The sequence below is a fragment of the Thermococcus gammatolerans EJ3 genome (assembly GCF_000022365.1).
Lineage (GTDB): Archaea > Methanobacteriota_B > Thermococci > Thermococcales > Thermococcaceae > Thermococcus > Thermococcus gammatolerans.
Genome location: NC_012804.1, coordinates 688,454 through 711,223, shown reverse-complemented (window position 1 = coordinate 711,223; position 22,770 = coordinate 688,454). Strand labels below are relative to the sequence as shown.

Below are 22,770 nucleotides of genomic sequence, written 5' to 3'. Positions count from 1 at the left end.
TCACCTCAGCACGGGTTCGGCTCGAATTCCTTTCCAAACTCCTTCATCAGCTCAATCCTCTTCTCGACACTCTTCCGGGTTCCGACGTCGCGCCTGTAGAACAGCTCGCCTTTTACGTGCGGAATCACGCTCTTGGCTATCCTCTCAGCCTCCTCAAGGCTATCGGCGATTCCAACGACCGCTATGGCCCTCGAGCCTAGGAGAGTGAAGTTCTCGTCAATTGAAGCGTAGTAGAGCCTTGCACCGACCTCTTCAACGGCCTTCTCGTTGACCTCCACCTTTACGCCTCTAACTGGGTTCGTTGGGTAACCTTTCGGCGCGAGGTACTTGACGACCGTTGCCTTTTTCTCGAACTCCGCTCCCTGAAGGTTGCCGTCAACTATTCCCTCCGCAACCTCAAGCAGGCTCGTCTCGAGGAGAGGGAGAACGTTTATTGCCTCTGGGTCGCCGAAGCGGGCGTTGTATTCTATGAGAACCGGCCCGCCTTTGGAAAGCATGAACTGGCCGTAGAGGATTCCCTTGTAGGGCGTCCCCTCCTTCCTCATGGCCTCGACAGTGGCTTTGAGCGTCTCAAGGGCCTTCTCGTAGTCTTCCCGCGTCACGAAGGGAAGCAGGCCGTTTGAGCAGGAGTAGCTCCCCATCCCGCCGGTTATCGGACCTTCGTCGTTCTCGTAGGCGTGGGGGTAGTCCTGGGCGAGGGGCATCGGGAGAACCCTTTTTCCGTCAGTGAAGACCTGGAAGGTGAACTCGACACCGTTTGTGCGTTCTTCGATAAGAACCCTTCCGTCGCGCCTGATGAGCTCCTCGGCGTAGGACTTAGCTTCCTCGTTGTCCCTCAGCTGGTAGCCAACGACCTTAACGCCCTTCCCGCCGGTCAGACCGATGGGTTTTACCACGACAGGCCTTCCAAAGTCGTCAACCCACGAGCGCATCTTCGAAACGTCGGTGAAGACGCGGAAGACCTTTCTCCCAGGGATTTCGTTGCGCTCCATGAAGGTTCTCGCGAAGGCCTTGTCGGTTTCGAGCTTAGCTGCCTCCCTGCTCGGTCCGACTGCGGGGATGCCGTTTTCCTCAAGGGCATCAACGATGCCCTTCTCAAGCGGCGCTTCTGGGCCAATGAATGCCAGCTCGACGCCAAATTTTTCGGCATATTCGAGAACCTTTTTGATATCTGTCTCTTTTGCCAGGCCGTAGCCCCTCGCGAGCCTCGCGAGGCCAGGGTTTTTGTGCTTCGAGACGACGTAGAGCTCGGCACCTCCCCTTACGAGGGCCTCCCCAATAGCGTGCTCCCTTCCCCCTCCGCCAACGAGCAGAACCCTCATGAGCTTCACCATTTATATGTCAAAATTTTTGCTTTTTAAGGTTTGTTTTTACATTAATTCGGCAAGAACATACCAACTAACAAGCCGCCTAACGCCAGAGGATCTTTTCATCCACCATAAAGTATTTAGCCACTTAGACCCATCATTACAGGAGGGACAAACTATGGACGGCGAGGAAAAACTAATGGCGATAATATCAGAATCATTTCTCAAAGGTAAGATTGTGGGTATTGTAGATCGGGATTTTTCAGCGTTCACTTATATCCCAGCCCTTAGAAGCCTCAAAAAACCGCTGGAAGAAGGCAGGTACATATGGGTTGTGTCGTATGAGCCCCTTCAGAGTCTCTTCAGGGACTTCAGGAGGGCGGGACTGGATTACGAAAGTCATCTCGGCAAAAACCTCTACGTCCTTGACGTTTTTGGCTCGATGAGACACATAGATTCGGGAGTCAATGGAGTGTTCGTTTTGTCAGGTTATCTTGACGACAGGGTGTTCATCCTCAAGTACAGGACGCTAATACAGGATCTGCTGTCGGAACTTGGGCCGGAGGATGTCATAGTGGTGGGTTACCTCGAGTCCGGAATGTGCAGGCTCTTCGATAACCCGATAAGGGCCCAGAAACTGCTATGGAATCTCCGTGAAGAGTCCAGAGTAAAAACCGCAGGGCTGATAACGTACATAAAACCGGAGTGTCCGGCCCTCGAGGAGTTTATCTACCTCTACTCCGACTACGTCTTTGAGGGTGTTGTGGAGAACGGTCTCAGAAGGGTTATAATGACCAAGGGTGATGAAGAATGACCCTAACGCTTGGAATTAGGGAATTAGACGAGGCCCTCGGGGGCATTGTCGAGAGAAGCCTCATTCTCATCCACGAAGCAGACCCCCGCTCCCTGGGGAAGTTTTTAGCCTTCGAGATCATGAGGGAGAAGCTCGAGTCCGATAACCTCGTGGGGTATTTTAACATAGGCACTCCCCTCTCGATTACACTAAGCGTTATGGAAAAGGCAGGGGTTGACTGGAGAAGACACCTCCAAGAGGGCAGACTCATGATCATCGACACCTTCGGAAGTATATATGACATAAAGGGCGATCTTGAAAACGTGTGGTACCTCAGAAAGCCTATTGACATCGATACACTGAACGAGAAATACATCCGGGTAATCGGAGCCCACAAGCAGAAGTGGGCAGAGATGGGGATGTTCAAGGGGAGGGAGCTGTGGGGTATTACAGTTTCTATGTCGGATTATCTCTCCATATTCACCCCCAAGGCAACCCAGAGGTATCTGGAGATCGCCGACCTCCAGAGAAGTAGATCCGAGATATATAAAAAGTACCCCGCGGGGACGAACGTGTGGACATACACCGGCGAGGACACGATGGTACTGCCCCTCCTCTACCGCAAAGCTGATTACGTTCTCAAGACGGAGAGCAGAATAGAGGACGACAAAATTAAAAGGTACCTTCACATCGTCAAAGCCCCCGAGCTGGGGGACGTTACAACACTGGAGTACGACTTCAAAGGAGGACGGATTCACTTCCAATGAGTTGACATTTCAACGTTAATTTACTCGCAAATTTTTTAAATTTTAGACATGTTTCTGTGAACGGTGGTTCCGGTGAAAGTCCTGGTGGTTATGGGAAGCAAGAGTGACAGCCATGTAGCTGAGAAGGTAACTTCAGTTCTCGATGAGTTCGGGGTTGAATACGACATCGAAGTTGCTTCCGCCCACAGAAATCCCAAGAAAGTCGAGGAGCTGGCCAGAAAGGACTACGACGTATTCATAGCGATAGCCGGCCTGAGCGCCGCGTTGCCCGGAGTGATAGCGGCCCACACAATCAAACCGGTTATAGGGGTTCCAGTCTCGGCCAAGCTCGGTGGTCTCGACGCGCTCCTAAGCATGGCACAGCTTCCGCCGGGAGTGCCCGTTGCAACGGTGGGGATAGACAACGGTAAGAACGCGGCCCTTCTTGCCATCGAGATCCTCGCGCTGAGGGATGAAAGACTGAGGGAGAAACTCAAAGAACATAGAGAAAAGATGCGGGGTTGACTTTTTCATTCTTACTTGCGTGTCGTTATGGAAAAAGGCGAAAACATCAGAATTCATCCCAATTCCCATAGACACCCTTAAATAGTAGTTTTGCCTAACTACTGTGAGTGATGACGATGGAGGCCCTGGCCTTTAAGTGCGAAAGGTGTGGTGCGCCCCTAGAGGTGTCGCCCGAGACTATCGTGGCGGTCTGCCCATACTGCGGCTTTCCAAACCACGTGAGCGGCAACATCAAAACCGATGAAATCCACATCATACCCTCCTTGGACAAGAACGCCATAGCCCAGGCCTTTTGGAAGAACGTGGAAAGCGATTTCGACCTCAGAAGAATAAAGGACGAGATCGAAATAGTCGGCATAGAGGGCCACTACGCCCCCTACTGGATCGGTCTGGTTCACGTCTACGGAACGGTCCGCTACATGAGGCGTGAGGAAGAGTGCCACACGGACTCAAAGGGAAACACCCGCTGTCACACGGTGGAGAGACACTACACCGAGAGCGTCGATGAGAATCTACGACTCCTGGGATCGGCCAGGAGACAGGTAAAGAGCTTTGGTGTCGATGACCTGATAACCCATTACTCGAAAACGTGGCCCAAAGGTAAGAGGCTGCTCGATCTGGAGGAGGGGGAATGGGAGAGAATAAAGCTCGAGATCCTGAACACCGAAATGGACGAGAGGCAGGCGAAGCTGATAATGCGTGAGGACGCGATAGACGTCATCAGAAATCGCTTCCTGGCAAAATCTGACAGAATAGAAATGTTCAACCTCCACGCCGATGAACCCGAAAACGTCAAGCTGGTCCTCCTGCCGATGTGGACGGTTTACTACCGCTACGGCAACTCGATATTCCAGACGGTTTTTGCGGGCTGGGACGGGAAGAGAGTCGCCGCAACCGAGCCGATGAACGTGCTGAGACAGGCACAGTACCTAGTCGGTGCGGGTGCTGGCATAGCTACCGCCGCTTTCGGCGCGGCTTTCTTCTCAAGTTCACCTGTCTTCGCGCTTTTGGCCATCGTCGGCGGTTCTGCGGTAAGCTGGCTGGCCGGAAGCAAGGTGCTCGAAGGACAGAGGATCGAAAGGGAAAGGAAAGGCCTGATGGGGTGATGGTGATGGAGGTCACCTGTCCGACGTGCTCGGCGAGATTCAAGGTTCCAGATACCGTGAGCATCGCAACATGTCCCTACTGCGGTACCACATTCCACGTTCAAACCGGTGAGGAGAGCAAGGTCGATCACTTCTTCTTTCCGCCGATGAGGGAAGACCCGGCAGGAAAGCTGTTGAAGTTCCTCTCACGGCAGTACGGTGCCCCCGCGGATATCGTCGACGCGAAGGTCACGAAAAAGGAACTCCACTGGGTTCCGGTTTACTTCTTCTACCTCCACGGGAGGAGCAAGAGCAGGGAAACAGTTGAAGAAGTTGAGTTCCTTGGAATTCCAGCGGGTTCCCCCTTTAAAACCCTCCTCGCAGAGTATCCCTTCCCGATCAGGGGAAAGCGCTTCTTCGATGAGGCCGTTGTTAAGAAAGGGAAGTACTACGAGCCGGACGTTGACAGGGAGGAAGCGGAGCGGATAGCACGTTCGAGGCTTGAAAGCGCGCTGAAGAAAGAGGCCAGTGAGGAGAGTGCGTATGCAGGAGAGCTGGAGCTCAACGTGAAGTTTCAGGGCCTGGTTCACTACCCTCTCTGGGAGATTCACTACGAGTACGGCGGCGAGAGGTTCGTTAACTTCGTAGACGGAACCGATGGGAGAGTGATCCGAGCAGAGTACCCTCTCATGAGCGAGGCAAGAAAAAAGGCAACCCTCCTGGGTTCCGGGGTGATAGGGTCAGGTCTCATACTGGGAATCATCGCGTCGGCGGTGGGAGGTAGCCCCTGGGGCATTATAGGCGGACTAGCCGGTGGCGTCGCCGGGGGAATTGGAATTTTCATGAAAGGCTCGGTTAAAAAGAGAACGGTTAGCGAGGTCATCAAGGCTGGAAGGGGTAACGTTTATTTCCAGCCGGTTTGAGGTGATAGCATGGGAAAGGAAACGTCAATAATTGAAAAACTCGAACTTATAGTGCCGGGCTTTCACGGCTACAAAAAGAAGGAACTCCTCAGGGAAGACGACAGACTGATAAGGGGAAAGGTGGCCGACCTCTTGGCCCAGGCAAAGAGGGAACTTGAAAGAGCCCTCCAGAGATGTGCGATGGTGAACTGCAACCAGCTGATGGCCATAGAAGGCATGAGGAAGAAGCTTATGATGCTTGAAAGCAGGATCCGGCACGCCGAGGCCGGCTACCGGGGTTACTTTGACAGGGTCAAGTTTAAGGAGAAGGAACTTGAAAGGCTCATCGAGTACGACGCCAAGATGATCGAGCTGGCCGAGGGGATACTTAACGAGGCCAAGGCTTTAAACGCCCAGATCGCCAATCCCCAGGCCCTTGGTATGGCAGTTCTGGGTCTGGATGAGAAGCTTGTGAACCTCGAGGAAGTTTTAAGCCAGAGAATGAGCTTCGCGGCGGGTGAGTGAAAATGGTCCAGGTAATAGAGTGGGTTAACCCCGGAGAGGACGAGATAATCTGGCGCTACCCCAACGAAGTCATAAAATGGGGTGCCCAGCTCATAGTCCACGAGTACGAAGTCGCTGTGTTTATGCGCGACGGCAAGATCTACGACGTCCTCGGGCCGGGAAGGCACACGCTGACAACGCAGAATTTACCTCTCCTCTACAAGCTCGTCGGCGGTTCAAACAGCCCCTTTAAGGCAACGGTAATCTTTGTCAGCATGAAGCAGTTCCAGGGGCGCTACGGCGGCGAAACGCAGACGAGGGAACTGGCGCCCGTCAAGTACTACGGCGTCTACTGGTTCAAGGTCGCCGATCCGGTTCTCTTCATCACTGAAGTTGTCGGCGGCCAGAGCCTCTACGACGCCCAGGACGTTACAAAGTTCATCAGGGCATACTTCAACGAGGGCATGATGAAGCACCTCTCTACCTACTCAATAGTCGATCTCTTCCAGAACCTCGACGTGGTCAGCACGCAGGTCAAAGTTAAACTCATGGAGGACTTCAGGAGACTCGGCCTTGAGCTCGTTGACGTTAAAATCGAGGGAGTAAATACCACCGACGAGTGGCGTCAGAGGCTCTTCTGGCTAATGCAGACTGGCAACGCTCAAGCGGTTATGCAGATGGACACGGTGAAGCAGGTCGCGGCCGAGCTCGGCAAAAGTCCCGGGGCCGGTATGGGAACCGGGATGGTACTCGTGCCGCAGCTCTTCCAGCAGCAGGCCCAGCCGATTCCACCGGCCCAGCCCTACGCGGGTGGGGGCACCCCTCCAGCACCACAGCAACCCCAGCAAGCGGCACCTGCCCAGACCCAACAGCAGGAAATCTGCCCCTACTGCGGCAAGCCGATTCCACCGGGGGCGCGCTTCTGTCCCTACTGCGGCCATGAAATCAAGCGCTGTCCCAACGGCCACATAGTTCCAGAGGGAGCGAAGTTCTGCCCTGTCTGCGGTGCAAAGATTGAGTGATGGTTTTTATTTATACTTCCCTTTTTGCAACTTCTCTGCAAGAGTTCGCTTTGGGATCTCTGGTATTCCTCCAGGCTTATTCTCAAGACTTACACTAAACAACGACGACTTCACGAAAAGGGTAGAATGGGAGAAAAAGTCAGGCACACCTCTCCTTGTACTCGGAGCTTACCTCGGGCTTCTTTTCCTCCGGCTCCTTGAGAATGATCCTAGCGTCGACTATAACCGCGCCCTTGCCCTTCTCGTAGACGAAGACCGGGTTGAGGTCCATCTCCTTGATGTAGTCCCTGAGCTCATCAACCAGCTGGCTGACCTTGAGAAGAAGGTCAACGATGGCGTCTATGTCGGCAGGCTCCTCTCCACGCGCCCCCGCGAGAATCGGATAGCCCTTGATTTCCGTTATCATCTTTCTGGCGTCGCGCTCGGTTATCGGGATTATGCGGAAGGTGACGTCCTTGAGGACCTCGACGAATATTCCGCCTAGACCGAACATTATCGCGTGGCCAAACTGCGGGTCTTCTGTAACGCCTATGATTATCTCCCTGCCGGGCCTGAGCATCGGGGCAACCAGAACGCCGAGGATTTCGGCGTCGGGGCGGTACTTCCTCGCGTTCTCGTGTATCTCCTCCCACTTCTGCTTGAGCTCCTCGGGGCTCTTTATGTTCAGCATGACGACCTTCGCGTCGCTCTTGTGGAGTATCTGAGGCGACATGAGTTTTAGGGCAACGGGATAGCCTATCTCCTCCGCATACTTGAGAGCCTCATCGAGGGTCTTGGCGAGCTTTTCTTCCGGAACCGGAAGGCCGTAAGCTTTTAAAACCTGCTTGGCCTCATACTCAACCATAGCCGTCCTGCCCTGGGACAGGACGGACTCGATAACTTTGAGGGCTTCCTCCTTCATACTACCACCACCAGTGGGTAAACATCACTCACCTTTAACTTTTTTCAAATATTCGGCGTACCTCACGAGACCCGCCAGAGCGCGGACGCCCCTCTCGGGAGTCGGGTAAACGGGAACGCCCTTCTCCTCCAGCATTCTAGCGTAGCGGTCGGTCTTCTTACCGCCCATAGCTACGGCCACAATCGGTTTGTCGCTCTTCTTCTGGTACTCGGCGAGAATGTCGATTATCTTCTCCTCCTCGAGGAGCGGGACCTGGAAGAGCACTATGACGAGTATCGCGTCAACGTTGGGGTCGTTCACGAAGCCCTCGATGGCCACCCTGTAGCGCTCGGCGTCGGTATCTCCAACGACGTCGGTCGGGTTTCCTGCCACCGCGTGCGGCGGGAAGTTTTCCTTGAGGAACTTTATCGTCTCCTCGCTCAGCTCGGCCATCCTGAGACCGAATTTGGCAACGGCATCACTGGCCATGACTCCGGCGCCACCGCCGTCGGTGATTATGCCTATCCTGTCACCCTTCGGGAGCTTGTCCTTGAGCGCGGCGAAGGCCTTAGCTAAGTCGAACATGTGCTCGAAGTCCTCAGCCCTTATGATGCCCGTCTGCTTGAAAACTGCGTCGTAAATCGTGTCCGCTCCGGCTAAGGAACCGGTGTGGCTCGAGGCGGCCTTTGCTCCGTACTCGGTCCTTCCGCTCTTGAGAGCGATGACGGGCTTGACCCTGGTTATCCTCTTGGCGCTCTCCATGAACTTCCTTCCGTCCTTGACTCCCTCGATGTAGAAGGTGACGACGTTTATGCCATCGTCGTGAATGAAGTAGTCCATCAAATCTGCATCGTCAACGTCAATCTTGTTGCCATAGCTAACCATCTTTCCTATGCCTATTCCTGCCATCGCCGCCCAGTCGAGCATCGCGGCGGCAAATGCACCGCTCTGGCTGACGAAGGCTATCGGCCCGCTCTGAGGCCTGTCCATCTTGCTCTCGGGCAGGAAGACGGTGTCAACGCCGGTGTCTGGGACGTAAACGCCGACACAGTTCGGGCCGATGACCCTTATCCCGTTGGCCTTGGCTATCTCGTAGATCTCCCTCTCGAGCTTCTTGCCCTCCTCACCGAGCTCTCCGAAACCGCCGGTGATTATGATAACGGCCTTTATTCCCTTCTCCGCTATCTGCCTCATGGTGTCGGGCACGAACGGGGCGGGAATCGAAATAACTGCCAAATCGGTGTCATCGGGAAGCTCTTCAACGCTGTGATAGACCTTGTATCCCTCAATCTCGTCGAGCTTGGGGTTAACGGGGTAGATATTACCTTTGAAAATACCGCGCTCCTTGTTCATCCTGAAGTTCTCGAAGATGACGTTGCCAACTTTCCCCTTCTTGTTGGTTGCACCGATGATAGCGACCGCCTTCGGGTCGAAGAAGGGCCTCAGTTCCTCAACGATTTTTTCAGCCATGCTCGTTCCCTCCAGAAGTTATCGAGAGTTCATTGGGTGGGGATGTATAAAAGGGTTGCGTTTTGTAAAAGTGAACCCCAATGAGCTTCAAAGCTCACCAATGTCCCTGAGAAAGGCCAGACTGACCCGGGCGTCGTCGAGACCCGACACTTCAAGGGCCCAGGTCAGTCCACCAAGCTGGGGCAGAACCTCCCGCCAGGGGACGGTTCCCTTTCCGAGGGGCAGGTGCTCGTCGCTCTTCCCCGAGTTGTCGTGGAGGTGGACGTGAACGATCCTGTCGCCGAGGAGCTCCATAAAGCGCTCGAAGGGAAAGCCGACGGTGTTGAGGTGGCCGAGGTCAAGGGTAACGCCGAGATTGATGCCGTCCAGAAGCTCGGCCAGCCTCTCAGGGGTTTGAGCGTCGAGTATGAGAAAGGCCGGCATGTTCTCAACGCCAACCCTAATGCCAAACTCCCCGGAAAACCTCTCAAGCTCCCGAAGGGAATCGCGGTGAACTCTGTTGTAGTCCTCCCTGAACTTCCTGCTCGCCGGCGAGCAATGGCCGGGATGAACCGTGACGGCGAGCGCGTTCAAGCGGGAAGCAACGTCAAGCGTCTCGGCCAAAACTTCAAGGGAAGCCTTTCTAAGCTTCTCGTTGAGCGAGCCTATGTTGACGTCGCTGAACGGGGCGTGAACGGTAACCTTAAGCTCGAAGCTTCCGAGAACGTCGGCGTAGGTTTTCCAGGTTTCCCTCGTCAGGAAGTTCGGCCACTCGCTAACCAGCTCGACGAAGTCGAAGCCGAGCCCTTCCGCTTCCTCAAGCCAGCGTTCGAACTCCTCGGGAGTCCTGCCCTTGTAAGACGTCATCGAGAGCCCTATCATGCTCCCACCATCAGCCTGGCCATCAGGACGACGTATATTGTTCCGAATATATCGCTGTTGTTCGAGATGAGCGGTATCGCCACGTGGTCAGGGTCTATGCTCCTCTGGAAGAGGAAGTATGAGAGCGTGTAGGAGTAGAGCATGATGAAGAGCACCATGAACGGGTAGGTCAGGACCACCAGATAAGCGGAGCGCGGAATCGGGTTCCCCGTGATGAGGGTCATAAGGGCACCGCCGATGAGTATCTTGGTCAGCCCTATAACCGGCGCCGTCGTGAACAGGGCTATGACGTCGGTGAAGGCCTTTGGGCAGAGGAAGCTCTCTATCTCACCGAGGTGGAGCTTCGTCGAGGTTTTCGCGGCTATTATGGAGCCGTAGTTTCCGAAGCTGCTGAGGAGCGAGGGGTAGATGAAGCTCAGTATCACCGAGGCCTGGATAATCCCGCTGAACCTGGCGAGTATCGAGCCCGAGACGGTAGATAGAAGCGCCAGGGCGGTTATCGTCACGAACACCTGCCTGAGCTCCGAGAACTCCTCGAGCCTCACCCTGCTTAACGCTGTCACGAACAGGAAAAAAGCTATGGTGACGTAGTTGAAGGCCTTAAAGGCCCAGGGGGAGCGCTCTATCAGGAGGATGAAAAGGACGAGCGACGGAACTGTGAGGAAATCGCCCATAGATGCAACCAGCGGTGCGGCAACGCTGTCCGGGTCTGTACCGCGCCTGAAAGCGAATATCGTGACGAAGGAGGTGAAGTAGCCGAGTATGAAGGAGACGAGTATCGTTGAGGTTATCACAATGAGGAGGACGTCAAAGGCGTTCTTTTTAATGCCCGTGAGGACTCCAATCGCCCAGAGGAGGAAAACCGGGATTAGGGAGAGCACCATCCTCAGGACTATTTCCTTCAGAATCCTCCTGTCCCCCAGAGACGGCTCGAGCTCACCGAGGTAGAGCATCGTGGAGAAGCGCGAGGCCATCGAGCCGAAAACGTTCCCGCGAAGCCCCATGATACCCGGCAGGACGACGAGGAGGCCCGGAAACCTGAGCCTCACCGTCTCGAAGTACTTACCCAAGAAGGTGCCCCCGAACAGGCCGAATATCTGGGACGTGAACAGGGAAGGTAGAGTAACCCTGTAGGCTTCTCCAATTTTACCCCGGAGTTCTGAGAGCATTGATTCTCTCATGGATTTCCAACCTTCTAGAGAATAGAAAGGTAGGCTATTAAAATTTATGCGAGGCTCTCCGCGAGCAGAACGACGTACACAGTACCGAGGACATCGGAGATAGTCGTCACAGTCGGAATCGCGACGTTGTCGGGGTCTATCGAGTGTGTGTAGGCAACGTAAGCAACTCCAATTCCCACCAGCGCGTTAACGATGACGAGGATTGGATACGTTGCAACGAATGCCCATATCATGCCTCCTTCAAGTCCTGCGAGGTGAGAAACGTAGACTGCTATGAGGTTGGTGAGAAGGCCTATGACTGGCGAGAGCAGTAAAACCGAACCGACGTCCGCGACAAAATCCCGGCTCCGCAGTTCGGAGGGGCCCGCAAGGTTCAGGCGGGTTGAGGTTGTTGCCGCAACAATCGAGGAGAAGTTACCAACGCTGTCCAGGATTGAGGGATACATTATGCTCAGGATTATGACCTTGGATATGACCTCACCGTAGTGCTCAAGCGTGGAACCCGAGAAAATTTCTATCATCGCCAAGGCGGTGAGTATCAGCGTTATCTCCCTGAAGGACTTCCGGTATTCCCCCGTAAACCTCGACCGGTAGATGAGCACCAATAGCAGGGCAACCATGAGGGCCGTAAAGGCGTAAAACTCATCCGGGTGCCTCTCGTAGAAGAATATCAGGTAGACGAGGCTCGGTATGGTTATGAGGTCAGCCACAGAGGTTATCAGTGGAGCCGCGATTGTGTCCGGGTCAATGGAGTGTTTGTAAGGCACAACCGTGATGAAGGCGGTGGAGTAGCCGAGGACGAGGCCTATAAAAAGGGCCGAAGAAACCACGATGGCGAGGACAACAATCGCCGAGTGCGAGAGGCCCAGCTGGACGGCTCCGGCCACCCAGAGGATTATCAGTGGAATCGTGGAGCTCGTTATCGCCATCGTGATGTTGGTCGTAACGTCGGGGTCCCTTATGCGGCTTATTTTTCCCAAGTATAAGGCGGTGGTCAGCCTCGATGCCAGAGCCCCAAAAACGTTCCCCCTGAGGTCCATCATTCCGGGAAGAATAACGAGAATGAGGGGATAATGGGTCAGTATCTTCTCAAAGTTCTTTCCCAGGATTCCGCCCCCAACGAAATCAAGGGCTAGGCACAGGAGAAGGGCTGGAAACGTGATGAGAAACGTCCCTTTCAGGCGTTCGCGCCAGCCACTGTAGCCGGCCGTTCCCTTCGAGACTATCACCGCCATCACTCTCCACCACTGCCACCCCGAGCTTCAATAGGTGGAAGGAGTATAAATTTTTCGGCGAAAACTAAATAAAATTCCCCTCCTTTTCCCCTTCGGTGAGAACGGGGTGGAAGAATGGGACGAGATTGAGGTTCCCAACAACGTCAAGGACATCTTCGTCGAGATGAAGAACACCGCCGAGCTGATGGTTGACCTGGCCTACTCCTCGGTCCTGTTCCAGGAGAAGGAGATAGCGGAGGAAGTCCTTGAGCTCGAGGAGTACCTCGACCTTCTCAACTACCACCTGATGGTTAAGGCAGTGCTCGCGGCGAGGAGCCCGAAGGAGGCCGAGCAGATAACGGCAATTCTCCAGATGGGGAGAGCAATAGACGAGATATCCAACGCGGCCGCCGACCTCGCGAAGATGGTTCTCGAAGAGAAGCTCCATCCGGTGGTGAGGGACGCCATACTCGAAAGCGAGGAGACCATCGGCAAGGTGCAGGTTTCCCCCGAGTCCATACTCGTCGGAAAAACGCTGGAAGAGCTTGACTTGGCAACAAACACCGGCGTTTGGGTGTCTGCGATAAGGAGGGGCAAGCGCTGGATTTTTGACCCCGACGAGGACACCAAGATAATGCCCGGGGACATCCTCATAGGCAGGGGCACGAGGACTGCCCTGGACTACCTGAAGGAGATAGCGAGGGGAATCCTGAAGGTGATGAAACATGAGTGAGCTCGACGAAATCAGGAACTGCCTCGTGGAGATGAAAGATTTGTCGGCCCTAATGGTTGACCTCGCCTTTTCATCGGTCCTCTACAACAGCGAGGACATAGCGGAGGAGGTCTACCTCCTTGAGGAGAAGATGGACGACCTAACTTTAAAGGTCAAAAAGCTGGCCCTGAGGGCCGCGAAGAGCGAGGAAGACCCCGAGAGCCTTTTGAGCATCATAGATCTGGCCGACATCAACGAGCGCATAAGCGATGCCGCCTACGCGATAGCGGACATAATCCTGCGCGACATCGAGCCCCACCCGATAATAAGAAGGATAATGGAGGACACAGAGGAGGAGCTCGGCCGCGTTACCGTCAGGCCCGGCTCGGTGCTCATAGGCAAAACCCTGCAGCAGCTCAAGCTTCCGAGCAAGATAGGGACGAGGATTCTGGCGATAAAGCGCGGAACTAGGTACATCTACAACCCCGGAAAGGACGACGTGATACAGGAGGGCGACGTTCTCATAGCGGTGAGCCCCGATCTCGACAAGCTCAGGAAGCTCGCCGGGGAAGAAGTGGCAGAAGAGGAGTAATGGGGGATAAATGCATCATTTTCCTTATTCTCCCAGCTCGGCTTTTGAGTGCGAAGTAAAGAGACGATAGAACCTCACTCCACGCCCATTCTCTTCTTTACAACTTTCAACGCCCGCTCCGCGTCTTCCTTAAACTCCGGATAGCCAAGCTCCTCCATCGTCTCCGGCAGCGGGACACCGAGCTCCTCGTGCCAGCCCCTGAGCCTGTAGAACTCTCTCCTCGCCTCGAGGAAGTCGTCGTAGTCTATGAAGGCCGCGTTGCCCTTGGCCGGCCCGTCCGGCTCGGGTTCCCACCAGCGAGGCGGAATCGTATCGTCGAGTGGAGGCGTCACCCAGTCGAGGGCGTTGTGTATCCTTGCTATGCTCTCAACTGCCTGGGCAATTTTTCTGAGCCTCTCGACCGTCCACTCCTCCCCGGTTGCGAGCGAGTAGAGCTCGGCCAAGTCCTCCATCCTGTAAGGCACGAACTTGCAGACCCCGAGCATGTCGGTGATGTAGCTCTCGTCCCTGCTCTCTATCATCGACGGCACAAGCTCCTTAGCGGGTCCCTGGTTCGGGTAGCTGATGGGGTCTTGGCCAGCCCCTTAAATGGCTCGCTCCAACGTCAGCGGTGGCGTAGCTGAGCGCGTAGGTTCTCCTCCCGCGGGGGTCCCAAGCTGGACTTTCCATGCCCTTCACGTGCACCGCGAACTCGCAACCCCTGCCGAGCCTCTCACAGGCCCTCTTTACGCCGTCCGCTAAAATCGCTCCGATTCCCTTCCTCTCGGCCATCAGCCTGATGAGCCTCTCCTCCGCCTCCTCGTCGCCGAAGCCCTTGACAGGGAAGCCTATCTCCTCCTCGCTTATGAGACCCCTCTCGACCAGCTCGAAGAACCAGGCTATTGTGTTGCCCGTCGCTATGCTGTCGAGGCCGAGGTTGTTGACGAGCCAGTTGAAGTAGGCAACGGCAGGAAAGTTGAATACTCCAGTCGCCGCTCCGAGCATCGCGATGCTCTCGTATTCCGGCTTGACGCGGATTCTCCTGCCCCTATACTCGACCTCTACGTAGCGGGCGCACTTAATCGGACAGCTCTTGCCGTGGACGAACCACTCCGGTTCAACCTCGTACTTCTTGACCTCATCACCCCCGAGTTTGCTGGCAAGCTCATCGGGAATGTAGGGCCTTGAGAAGTTGTAGGCCGGGCTCATGCCGAGGGAGGCCGAGCTTCTCAGCCCATCGCTCGTCCCGTATTTTCTGCTGTGCTCGTACTTTGGGTCGGTCGCGAAGTGCTCGTAGAACTCCTGCCACAGTTTCTGGAACTCCTCCGGGTTGGCAACCGGTGGCTTCTCCCCGGGCTCAACTACAATTGCTTTAACCTTCTTGCTTCCGAGGACGGCTCCAAGACCGCCCCTCCCGCTCGCGCGCTCGGTGTCGTAAATCACGTTGGCAATCCTGCTGAGCCTCTCGCCGGCCGGGCCAATTAAAGCCAAGCTCGCCTTCGGGTGCTCCCTCCAGAGTTCTTTGGCCACTTCATAGTTGCCCCTGCCCCACAGGTGCTCTGCATTCCTGATTTCCACCTCCCCATCGTGGACGTAAAGGTAGACGGGCTCCTCGGCTTTCCCTTCGATAATGAGCGCATCGAAGTGGCCCTTGAGCTTGGGTCCGAAGGCGTCTCCACCGCTGGAATCGCTGATTAATCTGGTTTCGGGGCTCTTGCTGACCGCTATGACCTTGCTCGAACCCGGAATTAACCCGGTCAAACCGCCAGTTGCAAATACGAACTTGTTGGCCGGGCTGAGCGGGTCGGTTCCCGGTGGAACCTCCCAATAAATCAGATAGTATCCGAGTCCCTTTCCGCCGATGAACTTCCTTATCACCTCGTCGGGCAGTTCCTCGTAGGTGACCGTTCCCTCGGTCAGGTTCACCCTCGCTATCCTGTTGTGGTAAGTGAACATCAGACGCACCCCCTTGCCCTCTCCCTATCTTCCCTGCTCAACCTCCAGCCCATCGCTCCCGCGTTCTCTTCCACGTGCTCCTTCCTGCCGGCCTTGGGAATAGCGATAACGTTTTCCTCCCAGATGAGGTAGTTGAGCGCGACCTGGGCGGCGCTCTTGCCGTATTTTCTTCCAATCTCGGCCAGGCAGGGGTTCCTCGCGAGGGAACCCTTCTCCAGCGGGGTGTAGGCTATGAGGGCAATCTTTTCCTTCTTCATGTAGTCGAGCAGACCGCTCGTCTCGGGCCAGCGGTCGCGGAGGGAGTACTTCACCTCGTTGGCGACTATCTCATACTTTCTCATCGCCTCCTGAGAGCGCTTGAGGAGTTCAAGGTCGAAGTTGCTGACGCCGATGTAGCGAATGAGTCCCTCATCAACGAGCTCTTCAAGGGCGTGGAGGGTTTCCTCTATCTTCCTCCACTCCGTCCCGGGCCAGTGGAGGAGGTAGAGGTCTATGTAAGTCCCTAACCTCTTAGCGCTCGCCCTTACCGCTCTCTTCGCCCTTTCGTAGCCGAAGTTCGTTGGCCAGACCTTGCTGATGATGAAGAGCTCGTCTCGGTCAAAACCCTCAATAGCCCTTCCGACGAGCTCCTCGGAATGACCAGCGCCGTAGAACTCGGCGGTGTCTATGAGGTTTATGCCGAGTTCGAGGCCGTAGCGGAGAACCTCAACATTCTCCTCGTCCCTGGAGTAGTCGGGGCTCTCGTAGCCACCTATCCCCCAGGTGCCCATACCGATGGCAGTGACCTTGTCGTCGCCTATAATCTTGAGGTCAGAAATTTTTACCATTTTCAACACCATCATAATAGTTAGGGATTGAATTTAATTAACGTTTCCGTCTGAACGCTAAGATATTGGATAGAGCCTGAGGGCATGGCTCGGAGAGGGATTCTACCTAGGAAATTGGAGAAGTAGGAAAAATGAAAGGTCAGTCCGTTCCACGCCCCCGGTAGTGGATGAAATGAGAGACTGGAACTCCGAATATCCATCCCAGAAAGCCTAGGATTCCAAGTGGAGTTACAGAGCCCACCGTGGCGATTAGATACGAAAGCCCTTGGACTCTGAAGGCAGAAGTGCCAGTTTTCTTTGATATCCTCGACAGGGCGGTGTAGTACGCAACGCCTGAGGCGGAGCTGAGAAGGTAATCCGGAGCTGAGAAGCTGAGCCCTACGGAGTCATCGGTTATGGCCACAATCCCCGGCTGATTGAGGAGCATGTCCATGGCAGGTGCCATAAGGGCCATGGATCCGATCAGGAGGAGGATCGTCTCTTCTCCTTGCTCTTCCACTGTCCACGGCAGTAAAAGCGCGTAAATCAGGAAAGACGTCAGGAACATCACGTCGTCGTACCCTTCCCAGAACCCTCCCAATACGATCGAGATAAGGGGCAGCAAACCAGCAAGGACTCCGATAAGGGCCTTTTTTCTCCCGTGCACGGTTCATCATCCTTACATTACCCGGAAATCAGCAATATAAACATTTTGGTCGTATCCTGCTCATTGTCCAACCAAGTAAAAACTCGAAAGGCTGGAGGAGGCCTCGGGATATCCCCCAGGTGCCAGCTTTGGCAACTCATAAAGAATAAAGGGCAAGATCATATTGAGAGAAAACCTTCATGGGCCTCTCTTGGAAACTGAAAAGAAAAGCTAAAGAGCTGGTTGAGAGGCTTGGCCCTAAGGGTTCAAGCCCCGAACTTCTCGGAGCGGTTCATTAGGTCCATCATTACCGGCACTATGTCGTGGCCCCTTATCCTGCCGAGGCCGCCGCGCATGCACTCACGCTCGCCGAAGCTCTCGGTGTGGTCGGGCCTGACGCCACCACCCACGATAAGGAGCGGAACCGGGTCTCCGCTGTGGTTCATGACCTCACACGGTGTGCTGTGGTCGCCCGTTATCGCTATGACAACGTCCTCTAGGTTGATATGCTCGATGATGTAGCCTATCATCCTGTCGGCCTTCTCAATCATCTCGGCCTTGAGCTTCGGGTTGTTGTCGTGGCCGGCGGCATCAGTTGGCTTGAAGTGGAGGAACACGAAGTCGTACTCCTTGAGCAGTTCAACGGTCTTCTTGGCCTTGGCCATCTCGTCGGTGTTGTACTCGCCGGTTGCTCCCTCTGGGGTGTAAACGTCGAAGCCTATCGCTCTGGCTACTCCTTTGACGAGTGAGACCGCTATGACGGCCCCTGCCCGGACCTTCCACTGCTCGGTGAACTTCATCGGAATGTCAGGGTATGTTCCGGCTCCCCTTATTAGGAGGTAGTTGGCTACCGGCTTACCCTCCTTCCTGCGCTTCTCGTTTATCGGGTGCCTCTCAAGAACCTCGTGCGCCTGTCTGACGAACTCCTCAAGGATTTCCGCAACGCGCTTGCTCTCCTCGTCCTCCCAGGTGAACCTGTGCGGTGGCTTTCCTGCCTCATGCGGGTCGTTCTCGCCGACGCGATAGCCCTTGGCCATGCCCTTGAGGACCAGAACGGCCCTGTGCCCGGTGGCTCCAACGAAGATGAAGTCGACGGGCAGTTTGACGTTCTCCTGGATGGCCTTCGCAAGCTCGTGGGCCTCCTCAGTGCTTATTCTGCCCGCGCGCCTGTCGGTTATGATGCCGTTCTCGATGGTGGCGAAGTTGACGCGGAAGGCTAAGTCGTCCTCGTCGAGGTCGAGGCCGACACCAAGGGCCTCAAGGAAGCCCCTTCCGCGGTAGACCTTGTAGGGGTCGTAGCCGAAGATGCTCAAATGGGCTGTGTCGCTCCCCGCCGGTTGACCGGGCTTTATCGGATCCTGCTGGCCGAGGATTCCGAGTTTCGCAAGCTTGTCCATGTTGGGCGTTTTTGCATATTCCAGCGGGGTCTTTCCTCCAAATTCTTTAATCGGTCTGTCTCCGAGACCGTCGAGGATTATGAGAAGCCCCTTTCTCTTCTTCATCGCCTAATCACCGGGAGTGATAGAGAAGAAGGGTTATTAAAGTTAAGCCCAAAAGGAAAGGGATCAGAACTCAAGCTTCTCGAGGAATCTCTTAGCGTACCTGATGTCCTTTTCAAGTTCGGCCTTCTGGAGGAGCTGCCTCTCAATGGCCCTGAGAGCGTCGTGGACGGCCTGAATTGCACCCCACGTCTCGCCGGTGGCCACGAAGACGCCCCTGTCAGTCACGACCCTCATCCTAGCCTGGTAGAGGTGCACTCCCCTGAACTTCTCCTTGAAGCGCCTGATGTAGAGATATATTATGCCCTCCTGGCCGAGTAAATCCTCGTAGCCATCGACGAAGCGCCTGATGTCGCTGATTATCCTCTCCCTCGTGAAGTCGCTGAGTATTGCCGCATCCCCTCCGAGCTGGAGGTAGAAGCGGGCCTCCTTCTCTGTCATCTTTGATATGGGGAGGAGCAAGTCCTTGACTGTAAGAACTCCGACGACCTTGTTGTCCTCGTTCACAACGATTAAACCGTCTATATCGTTGTCCCTCATCGTGGCGACCGCTTCCCTGACCTTCGCGTCCGGAAGAATCGTTATAACGCCCTTTATCATGACATCGCGAAGGGGCATGCTGAAGGGCGGTATCTTTTCACCGGCAAGCTCTCCGGCCTGGGCCCTGAAGCGGGGCTTTATGAAGCGGATTATGAGGTCGTGGAGCGTGACGAGACCCTCAAGCCTGCCCTCCTCGTCAACTATCGGAATCCTCGATATCGCATAGTCGCGCATCGTCGCGAGGGCCTTGGCGACGGTATCGTCTGGCTTAAGGGTTATGACGTCCTTGGTCATGAACTCCTCAACCTTTCTCTTTCCGAAATCCCCCTCGGAAACCCTCTCGAGGAGGGCTATATCGTTTATAACGCCGATGATTTCAGCCTTACTCTCCCCAACGGGGAGGGAGCGCAGGTCAACCTCCATCATGAGCTTGGCAGCCTTGCTGAGATCCTCATCCGGTTTTATGACGGGAGCGGGCTTGTAAACGTCCCTGACCTTGGCCTTAGTTGGATCCCACTTGAGGTGGGAGCGGATAATCAAATCCTGCGTTAGAACACCTTTGTACAGGTTCCCATCGAACACGAGAATGAGGTCGGGGTCTTCCTTCTCGAAGATTCCTATCGCCTCAGAAAGGGGGGCGTCAATGTCTATCTTCTCGAACCTGTCGGTCATTACCTCCTGCACCTGAATTCCGACCATTTCTGCCACCTCCTGCAATTTATATATTGGTTCTCTGGGGATTTAAACCTTTGCAACCGCCAGAGTTTTAGTTAACTCAGGTTAATAAATTTTGCGGTGGACGGGCCTGCCGTTCACCACAACCTTTTCTACGTCGCTTCCCCTCACCGAATAAACGAGGAGCGAGTAAACGTTCTCAATCGGCCTGAACCAAGGTTTATCTGCGTTTATGAGAACTAAATCAGCGAGATAGCCGGGCTCTATAAGGCCCGCCTTCAGGCCGAGGGCGTGGGCCCCTCTAACCGTCGCCATCCCAAAGAGCTCCCTCGCCGGAACGGCATGAGCCCTTCCAGCTGTGAGGTTTGCAACGATTCCGGCGGTTCTCATCTCAAGGAAGGGGTCGAGGATTCCCGTCGGGTTCGGCGAGTCGTTGCCCAAAGCCACGTTGAGGCCGAGGTCAAGGAGTTTTCTCAGGTTCACGGTCTGTGCCTCAAGCTTGACGTTGCTCGTCGGGCAGTGGACGAGGCTTGGGCCAGCCTTGGCAAGACTTCTGAAGTCAGAATCGTCCAGGTAAACGCCGTGAACTCCAATCAACCTTCCGTTCAAAAGCCCAGCCCTTTCGAGAAGACCGACAGGCGAGAGCCCATAGCGCCTTCTAACCTCAGAAACCTCCGCCCTGCTCTGGGCCAGATGGATGTGAACCCTCGCCCCGGTTTCCTCCGAGAGCTCGGCGATTTCCCTGAGGAGGTCTAGCGAAACGGTATTTGTTGCATGCGGTGCCAGAGTAAGTTTTACGAGCTCGCTTTTGTTTTGCCAGCGTCTGAAGAACCTAAAGCCCTCATCAGGACTCGCCGGGGAAAAATCAACCTCGTCCATAACCGTCTGCCCGATGAAGGCCCTTACGCCAAGCCTTTCAGCGACCTTCGCTATTTCATCGGCAAAGAAGTAGTGATCGTTTATTGTCGTCGAGCCGTTCATTAAAGCCTCTTTAATGCCGATTTCGGCCCACTTGCGGATTTCCCTCCGTGTCCACTCAAGTTCCATCGGCCAGATGATTTTCTCAAGCCATTCCTCAGTGGGCAGGTCTTCGCCGAGCCCCCGGAACTTCGCCATCGCCACGTGGGTGTGGGCGTTGATTAGGCCGGGGATTACGAGGTAGTTCTCCCCGCCGTAAACCTCGTCAACGCCCCACTCCCTGAGTTCCTCCACCGGAACGACGGCCCGAATGATGTTGTCCTCGACGATGACTGCTCCGTTTCTAACGGAACGGTAATCGACGAGCTTCCCGACCAGTGCGAGCATTTTCTCACCGTTGAACATATGGCAGGGGAGAACTTAAATCTTTTGACGTTTTGACATCAAAATGCCCAAAGGGTTTAAATCCCAAAACGAAAAACTCCGACCATGCCCCGGCTCGTTCGGATTGAGTCAAGGTTAAGGGTCCTGTCACTCTGGTTGAATCGCCTCTTCTGATTGGGTTAGCGTTATAAACCCCGCTGAAAAGCTTTTGGAGGTGGTAAAGGTGATTGATAAGGTTTACTGCGCCGACGTTAAGCCCGAAATGGAAGGAAAGAGGGTTAAGCTCGCCGGATGGGTTTACAGGAAGAGGGAAGTCGGAAAGAAGGTCTTCATAGTGCTCAGGGACTCGAGCGGGATCGTTCAGGTGGTCTTTTCAAAGGAGCTCAACGAGGAAGCCTACAGGGAGGCAAAGAAGCTCGGCATCGAGTCGAGCGTCATCATCGAGGGAACCGTCAAGGCTGACCCGCGTGCCCCAACTGGAGCCGAGGTTCAGGCGGACAAGCTCCAGGTAATTCAGAACGTTGACTTCTTCCCGATAACGAAGGATGCAAGCCCGGAGTTCCTGCTCGACGTTAGGCACCTGCACCTCCGCTCGCCGAAGGTCGCGAGCATAATGAAGGTCAAGGGCACGCTCATGCAGGCCGCCCGTGAGTGGCTCCTCCAGGACGGCTGGTACGAGGTCTTTCCGCCGATACTCGTCACCGGGGCCGTTGAGGGTGGCTCAACGCTCTTCAAGCTCAAGTACTTTGATAAGACCGCTTACCTCAGCCAGTCGGCCCAGCTCTACCTTGAGGCCGCTATATTTGGCCTCGAAAAGGTCTGGTCGCTCACGCCGAGCTTTAGGGCCGAAAAGAGCAGGACGAGGAGGCACCTCACCGAGTTCTGGCACCTCGAGCTTGAGGCCGCGTGGATGGACCTCTGGGACATCATGAAGGTCGAGGAGGAGCTGGTAAGCTACATGGTGCAGAGAACGCTCGAGCTCAGGAGGAGTGAGATTGAGACCTTCAGGAAGGATCTGACGACGCTCAAGAACGCGGTTCCGCCGTTCCCGAGGATAAGCTACGACGAGGCGATAGACATACTCCAGAGCAAGGGCGTCGAGATAGAGTGGGGCGAGGACATGGGCGCCGACGAGGAGAGGGTTCTTACCGAGGAGTTTGAGGCTCCATTCTTCGTCTACGGCTATCCGAAGCACATCAAGGCCTTCTACATGAAGGAGGATCCGGAGGACCCGAGAAAGGTTCTGGCCGCTGACATGCTCGCGCCCGAAGGCTACGGCGAGATAATTGGGGGCAGTCAGCGTGAGGACAACTACGACAAGCTCATTCAGCGCATTTTGGAAGAGGGGATGGATCCCAAGGATTACGAGTGGTACCTCGACCTCAGGAAGTACGGTTCAGTTCCGCACAGCGGTTTTGGATTGGGCTTAGAAAGGCTCGTCGCCTGGGTTCTGAAGCTCGACCACGTCCGCTGGGCCACTCTCTTCCCGAGGACGCCGAGCAGGCTGTATCCATGAGCCCTTTGCTTCGCAAAGCGCTTGCGGAAAGTTTTTGTTCCTTTATTCTTTCAAGGT

21 protein-coding genes and 1 pseudogene are annotated in these 22,770 nt (G+C 55.1%); 10 read left to right on the top strand and 12 right to left on the bottom strand.

Annotation, left to right across the window (positions count from 1 at the left end; genetic code table 11):
- Positions 1-5: 5 nt before the first annotated feature.
- Complete coding sequence (gene purD, locus TGAM_RS03835) at positions 6-1,322, bottom strand: phosphoribosylamine--glycine ligase (protein ID WP_015858370.1); 1,317 nt, start codon at positions 1,320-1,322, stop codon at positions 6-8.
- Between the two features lie 163 nt (positions 1,323-1,485).
- On the opposite strand from purD, the gene TGAM_RS03830 reads away from it, so the two are divergent.
- From TGAM_RS03830 to TGAM_RS03800, 7 genes are all read left to right on the top strand, one after another.
- Positions 1,486-2,121, top strand: coding sequence for a hypothetical protein (locus TGAM_RS03830; RefSeq protein WP_148206261.1), 636 nt, complete (start codon positions 1,486-1,488; stop codon positions 2,119-2,121).
- Positions 2,118-2,867 (top strand): hypothetical protein, encoded by a 750-nt coding sequence (locus tag TGAM_RS03825; protein ID WP_015858368.1) that lies wholly within the window; start codon positions 2,118-2,120, stop codon positions 2,865-2,867. Before TGAM_RS03830 ends, TGAM_RS03825 begins: the two co-directional genes overlap by 4 nt.
- Positions 2,868-2,939: 72 nt before the next feature.
- Positions 2,940-3,371, top strand: a complete 432-nt coding sequence (purE, locus tag TGAM_RS03820; RefSeq protein WP_015858367.1) for a 5-(carboxyamino)imidazole ribonucleotide mutase — start codon at positions 2,940-2,942, stop codon at positions 3,369-3,371.
- A gap of 116 nt (positions 3,372-3,487) precedes the next feature.
- Positions 3,488-4,477 carry a membrane protein gene (locus tag TGAM_RS03815; protein ID WP_048811097.1) on the top strand — a complete coding sequence of 330 codons (990 nt, stop codon included), beginning with the start codon at positions 3,488-3,490 and terminating at the stop codon, positions 4,475-4,477.
- A gap of 5 nt (positions 4,478-4,482) precedes the next feature.
- Positions 4,483-5,379, top strand: a complete 897-nt coding sequence (locus TGAM_RS03810) for a zinc ribbon domain-containing protein (protein ID WP_015858365.1) — start codon at positions 4,483-4,485, stop codon at positions 5,377-5,379.
- 9 nt (positions 5,380-5,388) lie between these two features.
- On the top strand, positions 5,389-5,883 hold the full coding sequence (locus TGAM_RS03805) for a hypothetical protein (protein WP_015858364.1): 495 nt from the start codon (positions 5,389-5,391) through the stop codon (positions 5,881-5,883).
- Positions 5,884-5,885: 2 nt separating this feature from the next.
- Positions 5,886-6,884, top strand: coding sequence for an SPFH domain-containing protein (locus tag TGAM_RS03800; RefSeq protein WP_015858363.1), 999 nt, complete (start codon positions 5,886-5,888; stop codon positions 6,882-6,884).
- Between the two features lie 139 nt (positions 6,885-7,023).
- Here TGAM_RS03800 and TGAM_RS03795 read toward each other — a convergent pair whose 3' ends face one another.
- The 5 genes from TGAM_RS03795 to TGAM_RS03775 all read right to left on the bottom strand — a co-directional run bounded on the left by TGAM_RS03795 (position 7,024) and on the right by TGAM_RS03775 (position 12,511).
- Positions 7,024-7,785 (bottom strand): acetate--CoA ligase family protein, encoded by a 762-nt coding sequence (locus TGAM_RS03795; RefSeq protein ID WP_015858362.1) that lies wholly within the window; start codon positions 7,783-7,785, stop codon positions 7,024-7,026.
- Between the two features lie 24 nt (positions 7,786-7,809).
- On the bottom strand, positions 7,810-9,234 hold the full coding sequence (locus TGAM_RS03790) for an acetate--CoA ligase family protein (protein WP_015858361.1): 1,425 nt from the start codon (positions 9,232-9,234) through the stop codon (positions 7,810-7,812).
- A gap of 87 nt (positions 9,235-9,321) precedes the next feature.
- Positions 9,322-10,095, bottom strand: coding sequence for a sugar phosphate isomerase/epimerase family protein (locus TGAM_RS03785; RefSeq protein ID WP_015858360.1), 774 nt, complete (start codon positions 10,093-10,095; stop codon positions 9,322-9,324).
- A complete protein-coding gene (locus TGAM_RS03780; protein ID WP_015858359.1) occupies positions 10,092-11,276 on the bottom strand; it encodes a magnesium transporter in 1,185 nt (394 codons plus the stop codon). The genes TGAM_RS03785 and TGAM_RS03780 overlap by 4 nt, the downstream gene beginning before the upstream one ends.
- Before the next feature lie 44 nt (positions 11,277-11,320).
- Positions 11,321-12,511: a magnesium transporter gene (locus TGAM_RS03775; protein ID WP_048811096.1), complete on the bottom strand. Its 1,191-nt coding sequence runs from the start codon at positions 12,509-12,511 to the stop codon at positions 11,321-11,323.
- 106 nt (positions 12,512-12,617) lie between these two features.
- On the opposite strand from TGAM_RS03775, the gene TGAM_RS03770 reads away from it, so the two are divergent.
- Together TGAM_RS03770 and TGAM_RS03765 are read left to right on the top strand one after the other, a co-directional pair.
- Complete coding sequence (locus TGAM_RS03770) at positions 12,618-13,223, top strand: potassium channel family protein (RefSeq protein ID WP_015858357.1); 606 nt, start codon at positions 12,618-12,620, stop codon at positions 13,221-13,223.
- Positions 13,216-13,794 carry a potassium channel family protein gene (locus TGAM_RS03765; RefSeq protein ID WP_015858356.1) on the top strand — a complete coding sequence of 193 codons (579 nt, stop codon included), beginning with the start codon at positions 13,216-13,218 and terminating at the stop codon, positions 13,792-13,794. Before TGAM_RS03770 ends, TGAM_RS03765 begins: the two co-directional genes overlap by 8 nt.
- A gap of 74 nt (positions 13,795-13,868) precedes the next feature.
- Here TGAM_RS03765 and TGAM_RS03760 read toward each other — a convergent pair.
- The 6 genes and pseudogenes from TGAM_RS03760 to TGAM_RS03735 form a co-directional block, all read right to left on the bottom strand.
- A pseudogene (locus tag TGAM_RS03760) lies at positions 13,869-15,729 on the bottom strand (aldehyde ferredoxin oxidoreductase family protein).
- Complete coding sequence (locus TGAM_RS03755; protein ID WP_015858353.1) at positions 15,729-16,571, bottom strand: aldo/keto reductase; 843 nt, start codon at positions 16,569-16,571, stop codon at positions 15,729-15,731. Before TGAM_RS03755 ends, TGAM_RS03760 begins: the two are co-directional and overlap by 1 nt.
- A gap of 124 nt (positions 16,572-16,695) precedes the next feature.
- Entirely contained in the window at positions 16,696-17,202 is a 507-nt protein-coding gene (locus tag TGAM_RS03750; protein WP_015858352.1) for a hypothetical protein, read from the bottom strand.
- A gap of 245 nt (positions 17,203-17,447) precedes the next feature.
- Positions 17,448-18,683: a 2,3-bisphosphoglycerate-independent phosphoglycerate mutase gene (locus tag TGAM_RS03745; RefSeq protein ID WP_015858351.1), complete on the bottom strand. Its 1,236-nt coding sequence runs from the start codon at positions 18,681-18,683 to the stop codon at positions 17,448-17,450.
- 63 nt (positions 18,684-18,746) lie between these two features.
- Positions 18,747-19,919: a CBS domain-containing protein gene (locus TGAM_RS03740; RefSeq protein ID WP_015858350.1), complete on the bottom strand. Its 1,173-nt coding sequence runs from the start codon at positions 19,917-19,919 to the stop codon at positions 18,747-18,749.
- Between the two features lie 81 nt (positions 19,920-20,000).
- Positions 20,001-21,200 carry an amidohydrolase family protein gene (locus TGAM_RS03735; RefSeq protein ID WP_015858349.1) on the bottom strand — a complete coding sequence of 400 codons (1,200 nt, stop codon included), beginning with the start codon at positions 21,198-21,200 and terminating at the stop codon, positions 20,001-20,003.
- Between the two features lie 220 nt (positions 21,201-21,420).
- Between TGAM_RS03735 and asnS the strand changes: the two genes are divergently transcribed.
- Positions 21,421-22,713: an asparagine--tRNA ligase gene (gene asnS, locus TGAM_RS03730; protein ID WP_015858348.1), complete on the top strand. Its 1,293-nt coding sequence runs from the start codon at positions 21,421-21,423 to the stop codon at positions 22,711-22,713.
- Positions 22,714-22,770: the final 57 nt, after the last annotated feature.

What these genes read in the sequence shown, in the direction of transcription:
- purD (WP_015858370.1), bottom strand. Translation starts at nt 1,322, where the DNA reads ATGAGGGTTCTGCTCGTTGGCGGAGGGGGAAGGGAGCACGCTATTGGG.
- TGAM_RS03830 (WP_148206261.1), top strand. Translation starts at nt 1,486, where the DNA reads ATGGACGGCGAGGAAAAACTAATGGCGATAATATCAGAATCATTTCTC.
- TGAM_RS03825 (WP_015858368.1), top strand. Translation starts at nt 2,118, where the DNA reads ATGACCCTAACGCTTGGAATTAGGGAATTAGACGAGGCCCTCGGGGGC.
- TGAM_RS03815 (WP_048811097.1), top strand. Translation starts at nt 3,488, where the DNA reads ATGGAGGCCCTGGCCTTTAAGTGCGAAAGGTGTGGTGCGCCCCTAGAG.
- TGAM_RS03810 (WP_015858365.1), top strand. Translation starts at nt 4,483, where the DNA reads ATGGAGGTCACCTGTCCGACGTGCTCGGCGAGATTCAAGGTTCCAGAT.
- TGAM_RS03805 (WP_015858364.1), top strand. Translation starts at nt 5,389, where the DNA reads ATGGGAAAGGAAACGTCAATAATTGAAAAACTCGAACTTATAGTGCCG.
- TGAM_RS03800 (WP_015858363.1), top strand. Translation starts at nt 5,886, where the DNA reads ATGGTCCAGGTAATAGAGTGGGTTAACCCCGGAGAGGACGAGATAATC.
- TGAM_RS03795 (WP_015858362.1), bottom strand. Translation starts at nt 7,785, where the DNA reads ATGAAGGAGGAAGCCCTCAAAGTTATCGAGTCCGTCCTGTCCCAGGGC.
- TGAM_RS03790 (WP_015858361.1), bottom strand. Translation starts at nt 9,234, where the DNA reads ATGGCTGAAAAAATCGTTGAGGAACTGAGGCCCTTCTTCGACCCGAAG.
- TGAM_RS03785 (WP_015858360.1), bottom strand. Translation starts at nt 10,095, where the DNA reads ATGATAGGGCTCTCGATGACGTCTTACAAGGGCAGGACTCCCGAGGAG.
- TGAM_RS03780 (WP_015858359.1), bottom strand. Translation starts at nt 11,276, where the DNA reads ATGAGAGAATCAATGCTCTCAGAACTCCGGGGTAAAATTGGAGAAGCC.
- TGAM_RS03775 (WP_048811096.1), bottom strand. Translation starts at nt 12,511, where the DNA reads ATGGCGGTGATAGTCTCGAAGGGAACGGCCGGCTACAGTGGCTGGCGC.
- TGAM_RS03765 (WP_015858356.1), top strand. Translation starts at nt 13,216, where the DNA reads ATGAGTGAGCTCGACGAAATCAGGAACTGCCTCGTGGAGATGAAAGAT.
- TGAM_RS03755 (WP_015858353.1), bottom strand. Translation starts at nt 16,571, where the DNA reads ATGATGGTGTTGAAAATGGTAAAAATTTCTGACCTCAAGATTATAGGC.
- TGAM_RS03745 (WP_015858351.1), bottom strand. Translation starts at nt 18,683, where the DNA reads ATGAAGAAGAGAAAGGGGCTTCTCATAATCCTCGACGGTCTCGGAGAC.
- TGAM_RS03740 (WP_015858350.1), bottom strand. Translation starts at nt 19,919, where the DNA reads ATGGTCGGAATTCAGGTGCAGGAGGTAATGACCGACAGGTTCGAGAAG.
- TGAM_RS03735 (WP_015858349.1), bottom strand. Translation starts at nt 21,200, where the DNA reads ATGCTCGCACTGGTCGGGAAGCTCGTCGATTACCGTTCCGTTAGAAAC.